15 protein-coding genes and 2 tRNA genes are annotated in these 15,793 nt (G+C 44.1%); all 17 read left to right on the forward strand.

The window, feature by feature from the left end:
* Positions 1–131: 131 nt before the first annotated feature.
* Positions 132–356, forward strand: coding sequence for a helix-turn-helix domain-containing protein (locus tag AR335_RS07945; protein ID WP_007202417.1), 225 nt, complete (start codon positions 132–134; stop codon positions 354–356).
* A 195-nt stretch (positions 357–551) separates the two neighbouring features.
* Positions 552–1,385, forward strand: coding sequence for a glucose PTS transporter transcription antiterminator GlcT (gene glcT / locus AR335_RS07950; RefSeq protein WP_062233997.1), 834 nt, complete (start codon positions 552–554; stop codon positions 1,383–1,385).
* Positions 1,386–1,628: 243 nt separating this feature from the next.
* The gene (ptsG, locus tag AR335_RS07955; RefSeq protein WP_062236958.1) at positions 1,629–3,617 is read left to right on the forward strand and encodes a glucose-specific PTS transporter subunit IIBC; all 1,989 of its coding nucleotides are present in this window, start codon (positions 1,629–1,631) and stop codon (positions 3,615–3,617) included.
* Between the two features lie 23 nt (positions 3,618–3,640).
* On the forward strand, positions 3,641–3,907 hold the full coding sequence (locus tag AR335_RS07960) for a phosphocarrier protein HPr (RefSeq protein WP_062234000.1): 267 nt from the start codon (positions 3,641–3,643) through the stop codon (positions 3,905–3,907).
* Positions 3,907–5,619, forward strand: a complete 1,713-nt coding sequence (gene ptsP, locus AR335_RS07965; RefSeq protein ID WP_062234004.1) for a phosphoenolpyruvate--protein phosphotransferase — start codon at positions 3,907–3,909, stop codon at positions 5,617–5,619. Before AR335_RS07960 ends, ptsP begins: the two co-directional genes overlap by 1 nt.
* Positions 5,620–5,806: 187 nt before the next feature.
* Positions 5,807–6,613 (forward strand): glutamate racemase, encoded by an 807-nt coding sequence (gene racE, locus AR335_RS07970; protein ID WP_062234007.1) that lies wholly within the window; start codon positions 5,807–5,809, stop codon positions 6,611–6,613.
* Between the two features lie 173 nt (positions 6,614–6,786).
* Positions 6,787–7,836, forward strand: coding sequence for a GerMN domain-containing protein (locus tag AR335_RS07975; RefSeq protein WP_062234010.1), 1,050 nt, complete (start codon positions 6,787–6,789; stop codon positions 7,834–7,836).
* Between the two features lie 121 nt (positions 7,837–7,957).
* Positions 7,958–8,695 (forward strand): ribonuclease PH, encoded by a 738-nt coding sequence (gene rph, locus AR335_RS07980; protein WP_053357644.1) that lies wholly within the window; start codon positions 7,958–7,960, stop codon positions 8,693–8,695.
* Positions 8,696–8,709: 14 nt separating this feature from the next.
* The gene (locus AR335_RS07985; RefSeq protein ID WP_053357645.1) at positions 8,710–9,303 is read left to right on the forward strand and encodes an XTP/dITP diphosphatase; all 594 of its coding nucleotides are present in this window, start codon (positions 8,710–8,712) and stop codon (positions 9,301–9,303) included.
* A 14-nt stretch (positions 9,304–9,317) separates the two neighbouring features.
* Positions 9,318–9,833 (forward strand): metallophosphoesterase family protein, encoded by a 516-nt coding sequence (locus AR335_RS07990; RefSeq protein WP_062234012.1) that lies wholly within the window; start codon positions 9,318–9,320, stop codon positions 9,831–9,833.
* 98 nt (positions 9,834–9,931) lie between these two features.
* A tRNA-Gly gene (locus AR335_RS07995) sits at positions 9,932–10,005 on the forward strand.
* A 178-nt stretch (positions 10,006–10,183) separates the two neighbouring features.
* Positions 10,184–10,260: transfer RNA gene (locus AR335_RS08000), tRNA-Arg, on the forward strand.
* A gap of 329 nt (positions 10,261–10,589) precedes the next feature.
* Complete coding sequence (gene ilvE / locus AR335_RS08005; protein ID WP_062234014.1) at positions 10,590–11,495, forward strand: branched-chain-amino-acid transaminase; 906 nt, start codon at positions 10,590–10,592, stop codon at positions 11,493–11,495.
* Positions 11,496–11,520: 25 nt separating this feature from the next.
* Positions 11,521–13,188: a dihydroxy-acid dehydratase gene (gene ilvD / locus AR335_RS08010; RefSeq protein WP_062234016.1), complete on the forward strand. Its 1,668-nt coding sequence runs from the start codon at positions 11,521–11,523 to the stop codon at positions 13,186–13,188.
* Between the two features lie 184 nt (positions 13,189–13,372).
* Positions 13,373–13,525 (forward strand): hypothetical protein, encoded by a 153-nt coding sequence (locus AR335_RS23810; protein ID WP_156418897.1) that lies wholly within the window; start codon positions 13,373–13,375, stop codon positions 13,523–13,525.
* Between the two features lie 14 nt (positions 13,526–13,539).
* Positions 13,540–15,258: an acetolactate synthase large subunit gene (ilvB, locus tag AR335_RS08015; RefSeq protein WP_062234019.1), complete on the forward strand. Its 1,719-nt coding sequence runs from the start codon at positions 13,540–13,542 to the stop codon at positions 15,256–15,258.
* Positions 15,255–15,773: an acetolactate synthase small subunit gene (gene ilvN, locus AR335_RS08020; RefSeq protein WP_053357650.1), complete on the forward strand. Its 519-nt coding sequence runs from the start codon at positions 15,255–15,257 to the stop codon at positions 15,771–15,773. Before ilvB ends, ilvN begins: the two co-directional genes overlap by 4 nt.
* Positions 15,774–15,793: the final 20 nt, after the last annotated feature.

Raw genomic sequence — 15,793 nt, forward strand, 5'->3', positions numbered from 1 at the left:
AACCATTACTTTTTCTTTGAACCAAGTCACTCCTAAAAACTTCTTAACATAGTATATGTTGACTAAATACTTCCAATTTGCAAATTGTGCATTGGCAGTTCTTTAAACCCTAGCAAGGAGGGGTGAAATCATTGAAAGAGAAACACTACCGACCGAAGCCTCTACTTACAAAACGAGAAAGAGAAGTTTTTGAACTATTGGTCCAAGACAAGACGACAAAAGAAATCGCAGAACAGCTTTTTATCAGCGAGAAGACCGTTCGTAACCATATTTCCAACACGATGCAAAAGCTTGGGGTAAAAGGGCGATCTCAAGCCGTCGTAGAATTACTGAGGCTTGGAGAACTAGAAATTTAGTCGGGAAACGGCTTTCCATGAAAGCCGTTTTCTTTTTTATATTCAAAGGTGCATTCAAATTCCATACCGTCTTTTGAGCTTCACACTTTAAGTCTTGACTTCATAAGTAGTTTTCTTAATTGATAAACATACTTTTTTGGGCTATGATGTAGGCATTGCGAAATTTGGGCTTCTGCTTGAAAGGATTGAATAAGGATGAATGGTCCCTTTCATATACAAAAAACACTCAATAATAATGCGGTTGTTGCATCAAATGCCTCCTGCCAGGAACTGATTATCATCGGAAAGGGAATTGGCTTCGGCAAGAAAATGGGCGATGTCATAACGGATGATGCCATTGATAAACTTTATATTTTAACCAATGAAAAAGAGCAGGAGCAGTACAAAACTCTTGTGCATTCTCTTGATGAGTCCTTTATCGAACTGCTGAATGATGTGATAACCCATATAGAGGAACGAATGCAAACTACGCTAAATGAACATATTCATGTCGCGCTGACCGATCATGTTGCATTTGCTGTTAAGCGACTGGAGCAGGGAATGGATATTCGAAATCCTTTTCTTTCTGAGACCCAAACCCTTTACCCAAAGGAATACACGGTAGCTGAAGAGGTGATCGAACAGATCAACCAGACACTCGGCATTCACCTGCCAGAAGGCGAGATCGGCTTTGTTGCACTGCATATCCATAGTGCGGTTACCAATAAAAGTTTAAGCGATATTAACGAACACTCCAGGATGATTAACAGTCTGGCTGCGATTATTGAGGAATCTCTCTCCATTAAACTGGACCATAAGAGCATCAACTATCTCAGGCTTGTCAGGCATCTGCGCCATACGATCGAACGTATGGAGATGGGAGAGCAAGTGGATAAGCAAGAAAAATTAGCAAAGGTGTTGAAAGAGGAATACCCTTTGTGCTACAATCTTGCTTGGAAGTTAATTAAGGTAATGCAAAATACTTTAAATAAACCGATACCAGAGGCGGAAGCAGTGTATCTAACGATGCATTTGCAAAGGCTTACTTAATTTTATACATCGTGCTTTTGCTTTACGTGTTACTGATTCGATCAGGCATGAGTGAAGAAAAAAGTGTAGTAAGGGCTTAATTCGGATATTCTATATCTGATTAGCTTTTGTATGCGCTTTTTTGTCACTCATGCCTTTTTTTGGTTTATTCAGCTTCCAGCACAAAGTAAAAACAAATTTAAGGAGGAAAGTCCCGTGTGGAAAAGTATTTTTGGAGTCCTGCAGAGGGTAGGTAAAGCATTGATGCTTCCTGTAGCCATCCTGCCTGCAGCTGGTTTGCTGCTCGCATTTGGTAACGCGTTCAAAAACCCTGCATTGCTCGATAAGTTACCTGCTTTAAAAGCAGGCTGGTTCCAGCTTGTAGCAAGCGTTATGGAAAACTCGGGGAATATTGTGTTTTCTAACCTGTCCCTGCTTTTTGCAGTCGGTGTTGCCGTCGGACTAGCTGGCGGAGAAGGTGTAGCAGGACTTGCTGCCATTATTGGATATCTAATTATGAATGTAACGATGGGTACGTTAAAAGGCATTACGCCTGATATGATCAAAGACAACCCGGAGTTTGCAAATGTGCTGGGTATACCCACCCTGCAAACAGGAGTTTTTGGCGGTATCATCGTTGGTATTCTTGCCTCCTATCTTTATAAACGGTTCTATAAGATTGAACTACCTTCATACTTAGGATTCTTTGCAGGTAAACGATTTGTCCCAATTATTACAGCGGTTTCATCATTGGTTCTTGGTATCATCATGATTGGTGTATGGCCATATGCTCAAAACGGATTAAACTCTTTCTCACACTTTATGCTAGACTCAAACCGAACATTGGCTGCTTTCGTTTTTGGAGTAATCGAACGTTCGTTAATTCCTTTTGGACTTCACCACATCTTCTACTCTCCATTCTGGTTTGAGTTTGGACAGTACACAGACAAAGCCGGAGACATTGTCCGAGGTGACCAAAAGATCTTCTTTGCACAGATTAAAGATGGTGCACCATTAACAGCAGGTACTTTCATGACAGGTAAATTCCCATTCATGATGTTTGGTCTGCCTGCAGCAGCACTTGCGATGTATCACGAAGCTCGTCCTGAGCACAAAAAAATTGTAGCCGGTATCATGGGTTCTGCAGCATTAACTTCTTTCCTAACAGGAATTACAGAACCAATCGAGTTTACATTCTTGTTTGTTGCTCCAGTTCTATTCGGAATTCATGCAATCTTCGCCGGGTTGTCATTTATGACAATGCAGCTGTTAAATGTTAAAATCGGTATGACATTCTCTGGTGGAGTCATTGACTATCTTCTATTCGGAGTTCTGCCTAACCGTACTGCTTGGTGGCTGGTTATTCCAGTTGGTTTAGTCTTTGCAGTCATTTATTACTTTGGATTCCGATTCGTCATCCGTAAATGGGATCTTAAGACTCCAGGACGCGAAGTGGTGGACGATGAGGTTGAAACAAACGTCAGCGTGAGCAACGAAGGGTCTTTAGCTGCTAATATCCTTGAAGGACTAGGCGGAAAAGAGAACATTAAAGATCTTGATGCATGTATTACACGTTTGCGTGTTGCTGTAAATGATGCGAAAAATGTCGATAAAGATCGCCTCAAAAAATTAGGTGCATCTGGAGTTCTTGAAATGGGGAACAACATCCAAGCCATCTTTGGGACACGTTCTGATACCATCAAGAGCGAGATCAAAGACATTATGGACGGTAAAGTGGTAGCGGCTAAAAAAGAGCCATTAACCCAAAAAACAGAAATGGAAGTTCCAGCTCCTGCGGTAGCTGAGCGTTTCGTTTCTCCGCTTGAAGGGAAAATCATCCCTATCACAGAAGTGCCTGACCAAGTCTTTTCAGGTAAAATGATGGGTGACGGCTTTGCAGTCGAACCTTCAAATGGAACGGTAGTATCACCGGTAAACGGAAAAATCATCAATGTATTCCCAACGAAGCATGCGATTGGAATTGAATCTGACGGCGGCCGTGAAATTTTGATCCATTTTGGAATCGATACGGTCAAACTTAAAGGTGAAGGCTTCGAATCGTTTGTAAATGAGGGTGACATCATAGAACAAGGACAAGAATTAATGAAAGTTAATCTTGAATTTGTTAAGGAAAACACTCCGTCAGTAATTACACCGATCGTGTTTACGAACCTTGCTGAAGGAGAAAGCATTCACCTTGAAAAAACAGGAATCGTGTCTAAAGGTGAAGAAGATATTATTACTATCAAATAAAAATAACGAAGGAGTTTTCAATCATGGCAGAAAAAACTTTTAAAGTAACAAGTGACTCGGGAATTCACGCACGTCCGGCAACTGTATTAGTAAACCAAGCAGGGCAATTCAGCTCTGACATTACACTTGGTTATAACGGGAAAAACGTAAACCTTAAATCCATCATGGGTGTAATGAGCCTTGGTATCCAAAGCGGTTCTGAAATCACAATCAAAGCTGAAGGTTCTGATGCTGATGAAGCATTGGCTGCTATTGAAGATGTAATGAAAAAGGAAGGACTTGGTGAGTAATGTCTGAAAAGATTTCAGGTATTGCTGCATCAGCTGGCATTGCGATTGCCAAAGCATTTATTCTTGAAAACCCTGAATTAATCATTGAAAAAAAGCCGGTTGAAAATACCGGTCTTGAGGTTGAACGGTTTTCGGCTGCAGTAGAAAAAGCGAAAGGCGAACTTCAGGTTATTAAAGAAAATGCATTAAAAGAATTAGGAGAAGATAAGGCAGCGATTTTTGCTGCCCATCTTCTTGTCCTTGAGGACCCAGAGCTAATTGATGCAGTTAAAACCAAAATTCAGAATGAAAATGTCAACGCTGAGAGTGCGATGGATGAGATTTCAGGAATGTTTATCAGCATGTTTGAGCAGATGGATAATGAGTATATGAAAGAACGTGCGGCGGATATCCGTGATGTATCCAAGCGCGTCCTCGCTCATTTGCTGGGCGTTCAATTCTCTTCTCCGGCAAGCATCTCAGAGGAAGTAGTGATCATTGCCGAAGACTTGACGCCATCCGATACAGCACAGCTTAACCGTAGGTTTGTTCTTGGATTTGCGACGGATATTGGCGGCAGAACCTCTCATTCAGCCATCATGTCCCGTTCCATGGAAATCCCGGCAGTTGTTGGGACGAAAACAGTAACAGAAAAAATCTCCAGCGGAACCCTGCTTATTATTGATGGACTTGATGGTGAAGTCATCGTTGATCCATCCAATGAAGAGCTTGAACTCTATAAGAAGAAGCAAGAGGAATACAAAGCGCAAAAAGCTGAGTGGGCGAAACTCGTAAACGAACAAACGACAACGGCTGACGGACACCATGCTGAACTTGCTGCTAATATCGGTACACCACAGGATGTTAAAGGTGTTCTTGAAAACGGTGCAGAAGGCGTCGGTCTTTACCGTACCGAATTCTTGTACATGGGTCGCGACCAGTTACCGACGGAAGAAGAGCAGTTTAAGGCATATAAAGAAGTCCTTGAAAAAATGGAAGGAAAACCTGTCGTTATCCGTACGCTTGACATCGGTGGAGACAAAGAGCTTCCATACCTTGATCTTCCAAAGGAAATGAATCCGTTCCTTGGCTTTAGAGCGATTCGCCTTTGCCTGGAACAACAAGAGATCTTCAGAACACAGCTGAGAGCTTTGCTTCGTGCGAGTGCTTACGGAAACTTGAAAATCATGTTTCCGATGATTGCAACATTGGTTGAATTCCGATCGGCTAAGCAAGTTCTACTTGAAGAAAAAGAAAAACTTGTAAAAGAAGGAGTATCCGTTTCAGAGAACATCGAAATCGGAATCATGGTAGAGATTCCTTCCACCGCTGTCCTTTCTGACCGTTTTGCAAAAGAAGTCGATTTCTTTTCCATTGGTACGAACGACCTTATCCAGTACACGATGGCAGCAGACAGGATGAACGAAAGGGTTTCTTACCTTTACCAGCCATACAATCCGGCAATCCTTCGGTTGATCCAAATGGTGATTACTGCTGCCCATAAAGAAGGAAAATGGGTTGGAATGTGCGGTGAGATGGCCGGCGATCCGATTGCGATTCCTATTCTTCTGGGCCTTGGACTTGATGAATTCTCCATGAGTGCAACATCAGTCCTTCCTGCGAGAAGCCAGCTTTCCAAACTTTCCAAAGCGCAAGCAGAAAAACATGTAGACACCATTTTAAACATGGATACTGCTGAAGATGTTGTGAAGTTTGTTAACGAAAATTTCTAAAACAAAGTAAAGCTGATTTCCCTTTCACTGCCTTAGTGCAGCGAAAGGGAATCGGCTTTTCTTCTTTGGCTGGAGTTGACAAGAACATCGTTTTTATTTTATTCTTTGGTAGGATTTTTTTGGTTAGAGCGGTGTGAATTTCAGCATACAACATGAATATACACCGAAAGAAGGAAGAGGCGAACAAATGGATAAACCAATAGGCGTGATCGACTCAGGTGTAGGCGGTTTAACGGTAGCGAGGGAGATCATCCGGCAGCTGCCTAAGGAAGAAATTTATTATTTGGGTGATACTGCACGCTGTCCGTATGGACCCAGACCAATGGAGGAAGTAAGACAATACACATTGGAGATGATTGAGTTCCTTCTCAGCAAGGAGATAAAGATGCTTGTCATCGCATGCAACACAGCGACAGCAGCCATTTTGGATGAAGTGAAAAAAAGGCTCAGTATACCGGTTATAGGTGTCATACACCCTGGAGCGAGAACAGCCCTGAAAGTAACGAGGAATCAGCAGATCGGAATCATCGGGACCGTCGGAACAGTAAAAAGCGGTGCTTACGAGACTGCGTTAAAGGAGATCAAGGGCGATATTACTGTGCACAGTCTTGCCTGTCCGCCGTTTGTCCCACTCGTTGAGAACGGCGAACTGTCCGGAGAGGATACGTACAGAACGGTTCTTGAAGTTCTTCAGCCGTTAAAAGAAACCCCGATCGATACTCTTATTCTCGGATGTACACATTATCCGTTATTACGGCCTGTCATTCAAAAAGTAATGGGAGAAGAGATCAAGCTGATCTCCTCAGGTGCTGAAACAGCAAGAGAGGTTTCAGCCATTCTGGATCACAGCGGTCTTTTGTATACCGGCGACCGGGTTCCAGGCCATGAATTCTTTTCTACTTCAGATAACGGACATTTCCTTGAGATCGCGAATCATTGGATGGAAGAAAAAGTAGAGCACGTGCATTTTATTAAATTAGGACAAAACCGCTGAGTGGTTTTGTCCTTTTAGTTTTTGGGGGCCAAAACCATTGAGTGGTTTTGTCCTTTTAGCTTTTGGGGGCCAAAACCATTGAGTGGTTTTGTCCTATTTATTTTTCCATGGGTGGTCTAAAAGGCGGTACAGCCCGTATACATAGTAGTACAACCACTTGGGGAGGGAAAAGTATGTACAAAAAAATGAGGGCAGGAGCGCCGCTGCTTCTCCTATCAGTGTCAATGCTGATGGCGGGGTGTGGACTGGGGGGAGAAAAAGCAGGAAATGAGCTAGATCCCCCGAAAGTGAACTACGTGAAGGAAGGCAAGTCTCTTGATAAAGAAACAACTGCCAAAGCCACTAAAAACTCCGTGAAACGCCAGCTGTTTTTATTGGACAGCAATGGGCTGGTCGTGCCTCAAATGATGAACCTGCCAAAATCGGGCACTGCTGCAAAACAAGTATTAGAGTACTTAGTAAAAGACGGGCCGGTATCCAATATCCTGCCAAACGGATTCCAGGCTGTGCTGCCGCCTGATACGCAAGTACTGGACGTTGTCGTCGGTAAAGACGGTACGGCAACCGCGAATTTTTCCAAAGAATTCAAGGATTACCGAGGCCAGGATGAACAAAGGCTTTTACAGTCGATCACTTTCACGCTTACTCAATTTCATTCAATTAAAAATGTGAAAATTCAAATAGACGGCAAGAACCAAGACGTTATGCCTGTCAATCATACACCGATCAATGACGGAGTCAGCCGTGCTGACGGCATTAATATTGAAAATGGAGATGTAGTCGACATGACCGGCAGTGATACAGCAACGCTGTATTTTGTTGCGGAAAATGGTACTCAAGAATATTATGTTCCGGTTACACGCAGGGTAGCGAAAAATGACAGCGATAAAATAACTGCAGCTGTCCAAGAACTGATTCAAGGACCTGGAGAACAAAGCAGACTTTTAACCGGATTCAGAAATGATGTGAAATTACTCGATGCACCAGTTGTTAAAAACGGGGTAGCCACGCTGAATTTCAATAAAGCCATCTTGGATAATAAATCGGAAAATACGATTGACGATGCTGTGTTGAAATCGATCGTATTATCCTTGACAGAATTAAATGATGTGAAAAAAGTAGCCATTCATGTTAACGGGAAAACAAAACTGAAGTCCGAAGACGGAAAGTCAATCACAGCTCCAGTTTCAAGACCTGCAATAGTAAACACCGGCGAATTTTAATCTATGAATAACTTGTGGTAGGATAAAAGAGACGGCTTAAGCCTTCTCTTTTTTTGTATGGCATAAAACGAAAAATAAGATCAGGCAATGAAAGTGAGCAAGATAACGCAGGAGGTTTATGATGAGGAATGACGGAAGGGCGAACAACGAACTAAGGCCCGTAAAGATGGATAAAGATTACATAAAACATCCGGAAGGAGCTGTCCTCATAGCAGTAGGTGACACAAAAGTGATTTGTACTGCAAGCATCGAAGAGAGAGTTCCTCCGTTTATGAGAGGGCAGGGCAAAGGCTGGATAACAGCTGAATATTCGATGCTTCCGCGAGCGACAGAACAGCGTACGATCCGTGAGTCTAGCAAGGGGAAAGTAACGGGCCGCACAATGGAGATCCAGCGTCTGATCGGAAGAGCGCTCCGTTCCGTTGTTGACCTTTCCAAAATCGGAGAACGGACAATCTGGGTGGATTGTGATGTCATTCAAGCTGACGGAGGGACGCGGACGGCTTCCATTACAGGAGCGTTTGTTGCGATGGTATTAGCGTTTGGTAAGCTTTTGGAGACCAAAGCGATCAAGCAAATGCCGGTAAGTGATTTTCTTGCTGCTACTTCTGCAGGTATTGACGAAAAAGAAGGAGCCCTGCTGGATTTGAATTATGCCGAAGATTCGACTGCTTCAGTAGACATGAATATTGTCATGACCGGCAGCGGAGAATTTGTCGAGCTTCAAGGAACAGGAGAGGAAGCGACTTTTTCTTATCAGCAGCTGCAGACACTGCTCGAATTAGGGAATAAAGGTGTCACTGAATTGATCGGCATTCAGAAGGAAGTGCTCGGTGATCTGGCGAAACTAATTAAGTAAGGCAGGTATTGATGATGAAAAAAGTACTGATTGCGACGAAGAACGAAGGTAAAGTAAAAGAATTTACATTTATGTTCTCAGAGATGGGATTGGAAGTGACCTCTCTGCTGGATGTGGAGAACACTCCGGATGTTGAAGAAACAGGAACCACATTTGCTGAAAATGCAGCATTAAAAGCAGAAGAAATCTCAGAACTTTACAATATTCCTGTTATCGCGGATGATTCAGGACTTGTTATAGACGCTTTAGACGGCAGGCCGGGTGTTTTCTCGGCCCGATATGCGGGAATAGAAAAAGACGATAATAAAAATATGGACAAAGTGCTTGACGAGATGCGAAGCGTACCGCCAGAAGAGCGCAGTGCGAGATTTGTGTGCGCACTCGCCGTTGCAAGTCCAGGTAGGGAAACACTGATCGTTGAAGGGCATTGTGAAGGTGAGATCGGCTATAAAAAAACAGGAAGCAACGGCTTCGGCTATGATCCAATCTTTGTCGTCGGGCATACTTCGTCCACTATGGCAGAGCTCACAAAAGAAGAGAAAAACAAAATCAGCCATCGTGCAAATGCAATGGCGAAGCTTAAGGATCAGATGCATCTGCTGTTTTAGGAGGTTAGCCAACTGTGAAAGTTTTAATCGTCAGTGACAGCCACGGATATAAAAAGGAACTGGAAATGATCAAAGACCGTCACCGAGGAGAAGTAGAAGCAATGATTCATTGCGGAGATTCCGAGCTTACTGCTGATTCCCGCGAATTAAAGGATTTTATCACGGTGCAGGGCAATATGGATTATGCTGCGCCTGACCTTCCTACAGAAGCTATAGAGCTGATTGGGGACACTTGCTTTTATGTCACGCACGGCCACCTGTATAATGTGAAAATGTCACTCGTATCACTAACCTACCGAGGAGAAGAAACGGGAGCTAAGGTTATTTGTTACGGACACTCTCACACAGCGCACAGCTTTGAGAAGAACGGCCATATCTATATCAATCCAGGCAGCATCAGAATGCCAAGAGAACGTTTTGAAAAAACCTACGCGATCTTTGAGGTTGAAGGCAGTACGGTGAATGTATACTTTTTGGACCTTGAAGGAAAAGAAGTAGAAGACCTTAGAAGTGAATTTCAGCTTTCTTAACAATGGGGAGATTTTTCTCCCCAAATCTGTTGACATACTGAATGGGATATAGTATATTTACTTATGTCGCTGATGTTAGTGACCTAATTTACCTACTTGCGGGTGTAGTTTAGTGGTAAAACAAGAGCCTTCCAAGCTCTGGTCGTGAGTTCGATTCTCATCACCCGCTCCATTTGCTATTTCTCACGTCGCAATGGAAACAAACAGGCAAGACTTTTTTATACTGGAAAAGTCAAAGAGAATTGATTGATCATAACGTTTTCCCCGAGGAAAACAAAACTGTGTGCCCGCAGCGCTCTGCAATCGCATGAAGTTGCATTGCTAAGCGGAAAGGGCTCTAAAATACATATGTCCCAGTAGCTCAGCCGGATAGAGCATACGCCTTCTAAGCGTACGGTCGGGAGTTCGAATCTCTCCTGGGACGCCATCTAACATACATACTATAGACACCTTTTTCAGTACATCGATTAAATGTACTGAAAAAGGTGTCTTTTTTTTGTCTTCTTTTGCTTAACTAAAGAGTGCTTGGACTATTTTTGTAAGCGCTTCAAAAATGTTTACAAATGACACGTTTCGTTTTCTTTTCTCTTTGGCACAAAGGATGTAAGCGGATACAAAAAAACTGAATTAACTGAAAATTAATTTTTTTCAAAAAAGGTGGTTGACCTAGAACAAAAAGGGGCGTAACATAATCAACAATTATCAGATTCTATTTAAATATTCGAACAATTTACGAAGGAGAAAAGGAGGATCACGATGTTAGAACAATGGGTTTATGTAGACGGTGAATTTGTCTTGAAAGAAGATGCCAAAATCTCTGTTTATGATCACGGCTTTTTGTACGGAGATGGGGTGTTTGAAGGCATTCGAGTCTACAATGGAAATGTTTATCGGCTTGATGAACATCTACAGCGTCTGTTTGAATCAGCTCAATCCATCATGTTAACCATTCCGCACACAAAAGAGGAGCTGACAAAAATTATCGTCGAGACGCTCCAAAAAAACCAATATCGTGATGCCTACATCCGTTTAGTCATATCCCGTGGAAGAGGGAATCTTGGCCTGGACCCATTTACCTGCGAAAAACCGGGGGTTATCATCATTGCAGAACAGCTGGCTCTCTTCCCTAAAAAACTTTATGAGACTGGAATCGAAATTGTGACAGTTGCGAGCCGCAGGAACCGCGCAGATGTCTTGAGTCCAAAAGTAAAATCATTGAATTACTTAAACAACATACTCGTCAAAATTGAAGCCAATCTGGCGGGTGTCAGCGAAGCGCTTATGCTGAACGACCAAGGTTATGTCGCCGAAGGTTCTGCAGATAACGTATTTATTGTTAAAGGAAATAGCATCAAAACACCGCCGGGTTACCTGGGGGCGCTTGAAGGAATTACGAGGAACGCTATCGTTGAGATTGCTGCAGAACTTGGCTACAACGTTAGCGAAGAGCCATTTACAAGACACGATGTGTACGTGGCTGATGAAGTGTTTCTTACAGGGACGGCTGCTGAAGTCATTGCTGTTATCAAAGTGGACGGCAGGGTAATCGGTGAAGGTGTTCCTGGAAAACACACGAACATTTTATTGCAAGCGTTCAGGCAAAGAGTTGTCGAAGAGGGAGTCAAAGTCTATCCGGCTTCCACTACCGTACAAGCGGGCTAATCATACGTAACAGGAGTTGTGGTCTATGCGCAGTAACATGATAAAAAAAGGAATTGACCGGGCACCGCATCGCAGCTTGCTGCATGCTGCCGGTGTCAAAGAGGAAGACATGAACAAGCCATTTATCGGGGTCTGTAACTCGTATGTAGATATCATTCCGGGACATATGCACCTCAATAAAGTGGGCGAACAAGTTAAGCAAGCCATCCGTGAAGCAGGCGGTGTCCCGTTTGAGTTTAATACCATCGGCGTCGATGATGGGATTGCCATGGGGCACATCGGGATGCGTTATTCGCTTCCGAGCCGGGAAATTATTGCTGATTCAGCGGAAACAGTCATTAATGCTCACTGGTTTGACGGAGTCTTTTTTATTCCAAACTGTGACAAGATAACGCCGGGCATGCTGATGGCAGCAGTTAGAACGAATGTACCTGCCGTATTCGTTTCAGGCGGCCCGATGGAAGCAGGGAAGTCATCCACTGGAAAATCACTTTCGCTCGTTTCTGTATTCGAAGGAGTCGGATCACATCTTTCCGGTAAGATGTCGAGGGAAGAACTGCTGGAGCTTGAAACAAGCGCCTGTCCGACCTGCGGATCCTGTTCCGGAATGTTCACCGCAAACAGCATGAACTCCATTATGGAAATGCTCGGAATTACATTGCCGGGAAACGGGACACTCGTCGCCACTTCGAAAGAGCGGGATAAGCTCTATAAAGATGCTGCCTCCTGTTTGATGGATCTGGTCGAACGCGATATCCGGCCAAGAGACATTATTACAAAAGAAGCCATAGATGATGCTTTTGCATTGGATATGGCCATGGGAGGATCAACAAACACCGTACTTCATATGCTGGCCATCGCACATGAGGCGGGGATCGAATACGATCTTAAACGAATTAATGAAGTAGCTGAGAGGGTTCCTTATTTATCAAAGATCAGTCCCGCATCCGACTACACGATGCAGGATGTCCATGATGCCGGTGGAGTCAGTGCCATCATGAAACAGCTCTGCCACATTGAAGGAGCAGTTCATAAAGACCGGATCACGATTTCGGGGAAAACTCTCTATGAAAATATAAAAGATGCTTCCATTACAAACAGCGATGTAATCAGATATCCTGATAACGCCTACAGTCCTGTAGGAGGACTCTCCATTCTATATGGAAACCTTGCACCTGACGGCTGTGTGATCAAGGTGGGCGGTGTAGATCCATCGATCAAATATTTTGAAGGAGAAGCCATCGTCTTTGAATCACAGGATGAAGCGTTAGAAGGCATCAACAGCGGAAAAGTAAAAGAAGGCCACGTTGTGGTTATCCGGTATGAAGGCCCCAAAGGCGGACCTGGAATGCCTGAGATGCTTTCACCGACCTCCGCAATCGCTGGAATGGGACTAAGCACAAAGGTCGCTTTAATTACAGACGGAAGATTTTCAGGAGCATCCAGGGGAATTTCCATCGGTCATATTTCTCCTGAAGCAGCTGAAGGCGGTCCAATCGCATTCCTGGAGAACGGAGACCACATTTTCATTGATTTGACTCAAAGATCGATCAACATCATGCTGAGCAACGAAGAACTGGAAAGCAGAAAGACGGATTGGAGACAGCCTGAACCCAAAATTAAACAAGGCTATCTCGCCCGTTACTCCAAGCTGGTTACTTCAGCCAATACTGGCGGAGTTCTAAAAATATAAACTTTTAGTAAAAAAAGTTAAATAATTCAAAATCGATGAAGGGGAAGAATGATAACAGAGTATTCACAGAGAGCCGGAAGCGCTGGGAACCGGTAATGCTCTTATCAGGACCTCACCCCTGAGTGTCTGTCCGAAAGCCATTGGCCAGTAGGGCAGGCCGAGTTAACCCGAAAGAGGAGTTAACTTGTTATCAAACCGGGCGAACGTATTCGTCCATGAGGCGGCCAAGCAGCATAGCCGCGAAGAAGGGTGGTACCGTGAAAAGAAGCCTTTTCACCCCTTTGACAGGATTACACTGTCATTTTGGGTGGGAAGGCTTTTTATTATGATTTTATAAGGGAGGAATCAGGAATGAAAGCCAGCTGGGTGGCTGATGAAGAGAAAAGCAAAGTTCAAATGATGTCAGGAGCAGACATGCTGATGGAGGCACTTGAAAAAGAAGGGGTAGACGTCTTGTTCGGCTATCCTGGAGGTGCTGTCCTTCCAATCTATGATGCCCTTTACAAGAAAAATATCAGACATATTTTAACCCGCCATGAGCAAGGAGCCATCCATGCAGCTCAAGGGTTTGCAAGGGTTACCGGAAAAGCAGGAGTTGTCATCGCCACCTCGGGGCCGGGGGCAACCAATCTCGTTACTGGAATTGCTGATGCCATGATTGATTCTCTCCCGCTTGTCATCTTCACCGGGCAGGTGGCAACAACTGTAATCGGTACGGACGCTTTCCAGGAAGCTGATATTGTCGGTGTAACGATGCCTATCACCAAACATAACTACCAGGTAAGAAGAGTGGAAGACCTCCCCGGGATCGTCCAGGAAGCCTTTCATATCGCTCAGACAGGAAGGCCAGGTCCGGTTCTGGTAGACATTCCAAAAGATATTTCGACTGCTTTAGGGGCATTTTCTACACCGAAAGAAGTCACACTGCCAGGTTACCAGCCAACAGTCATGCCGAACCTTCTCCAAGTAAAACGGCTGGCAGACGCCATTGCCACTGCAAAAAAACCTGTCATTCTTGCAGGTGCGGGTGTGCTGTTCGCTGGAGCAGAGAATGAAATCCTTACCTTGGCTGAACAGCATCGGATTCCGGTCGCCAATACATTGCTCGGGCTTGGCAGCTTCCCATCCGATCATCCCCTTTTCCTGGGAATGGCCGGTATGCATGGCACCTATGCCTCGAATATTGCTCTGCACGAATGTGATCTCCTGATTGGAATCGGAGCACGGTTCGATGACCGTTTGACAGGTGATCTAAATCACTTCGCCAAGAAAGCAGCCGTTGCCCATATTGACATTGATCCGGCTGAGATCGGCAAGAACGTGGAAACTCTGATTCCGATTGTCGGTTGTGCAAAGCATACCGTTTCAGCATTGCTTCGAGAAAGCACATCGTCAGGAGATACGACAGAATGGGTCTATCATTTATCTGAGCTGAAGAGCAGTTATCCGCTCTGGTATAAAAAAGACGGTGAAACGCTAAAACCCCAGAGATTGCTTGAAATCATTCATGAGGAAACAAAAGGGGAAGCGGTCATTACGACAGATGTGGGACAGCATCAGATGTGGACAGCGCAATATTATGGTTTTTCCAAACCAAACCGCTGGGTAACTTCAGGAGGATTAGGAACGATGGGATTCGGATTTCCGGCAGCAATCGGGGCGAAAATTGGAAATCCAGAACTTCCTGTTGTTGCTGTAACAGGTGATGGCGGATTCCAAATGACATTACAAGAGCTATCTGTTCTTCAAGAATTGAAGCTGCCTGTCATCATTGTCATCGTTAATAACCAGTCACTTGGAATGGTTAGGCAGTGGCAGGAGATCTTTTATGAAGAACGTTATTCACAATCCCTCATTCCTGTTCAGCCTGACTTTGTAAAACTGGCAGCCGCATATGGCATTGACGCTGCGGTTGTTACTACAGAAGAGGATGCCAAAGTGAAGCTTGCACAGGCACTGGAGTCCAATTCTCCTTTCCTTCTCGACTGCAGGGTAACTTCGGATGAAAATGTCTATCCGATGATTGCTCCCGGGAAAGGGATTCATCAAATGATTGGGGTGAAACCATGAGGCGCATTATAACAGCTACCGTTTTAAACCAGAGCGGTGTGTTAAACCGGCTGACAGGACTCCTGACAAAAAGGCAATTTAACATTGAGAGCATCACAGTAGGACATTCCGATGATCCGGGGATATCAAAAATTACGATTGTTGTGCAGGTCGAGGATGACAGAAAACTCGAACAGCTGCTTAAACAGCTGCATAAACAGATCGATGTGCTGAAAGTAAAAGATCTCACCGATATGGCACTTGTAGCCAGGGAATTGGCACTGATTAAAGTGATTACCACACCAGATACACGGAGTGAGATTAAAGTTATTATTGAGCCTTTCAGAGCAGCCATCATTGATGTAAGCCTTGAAAACGTCACGATTGAGGTGACAGGCGACAATGAAAAAGTAGAGGCATTGATCGAGCTGCTGCGGCCATACGGAATTAAGGAAATTTCCAGAACAGGGCTTACCGCAATGCCGCGCGGAACACAAAAAACAGTGTATAACCTGAATCAGTTTTCTATTATCTAAAAATAACTATAAAACCTAGG

The sequence above is a fragment of the Fictibacillus sp. FJAT-27399 genome, from assembly GCF_001510655.1.
Classification (GTDB): Bacteria; Bacillota; Bacilli; order Bacillales; family Fictibacillaceae; genus Fictibacillus_C; species Fictibacillus_C marinisediminis.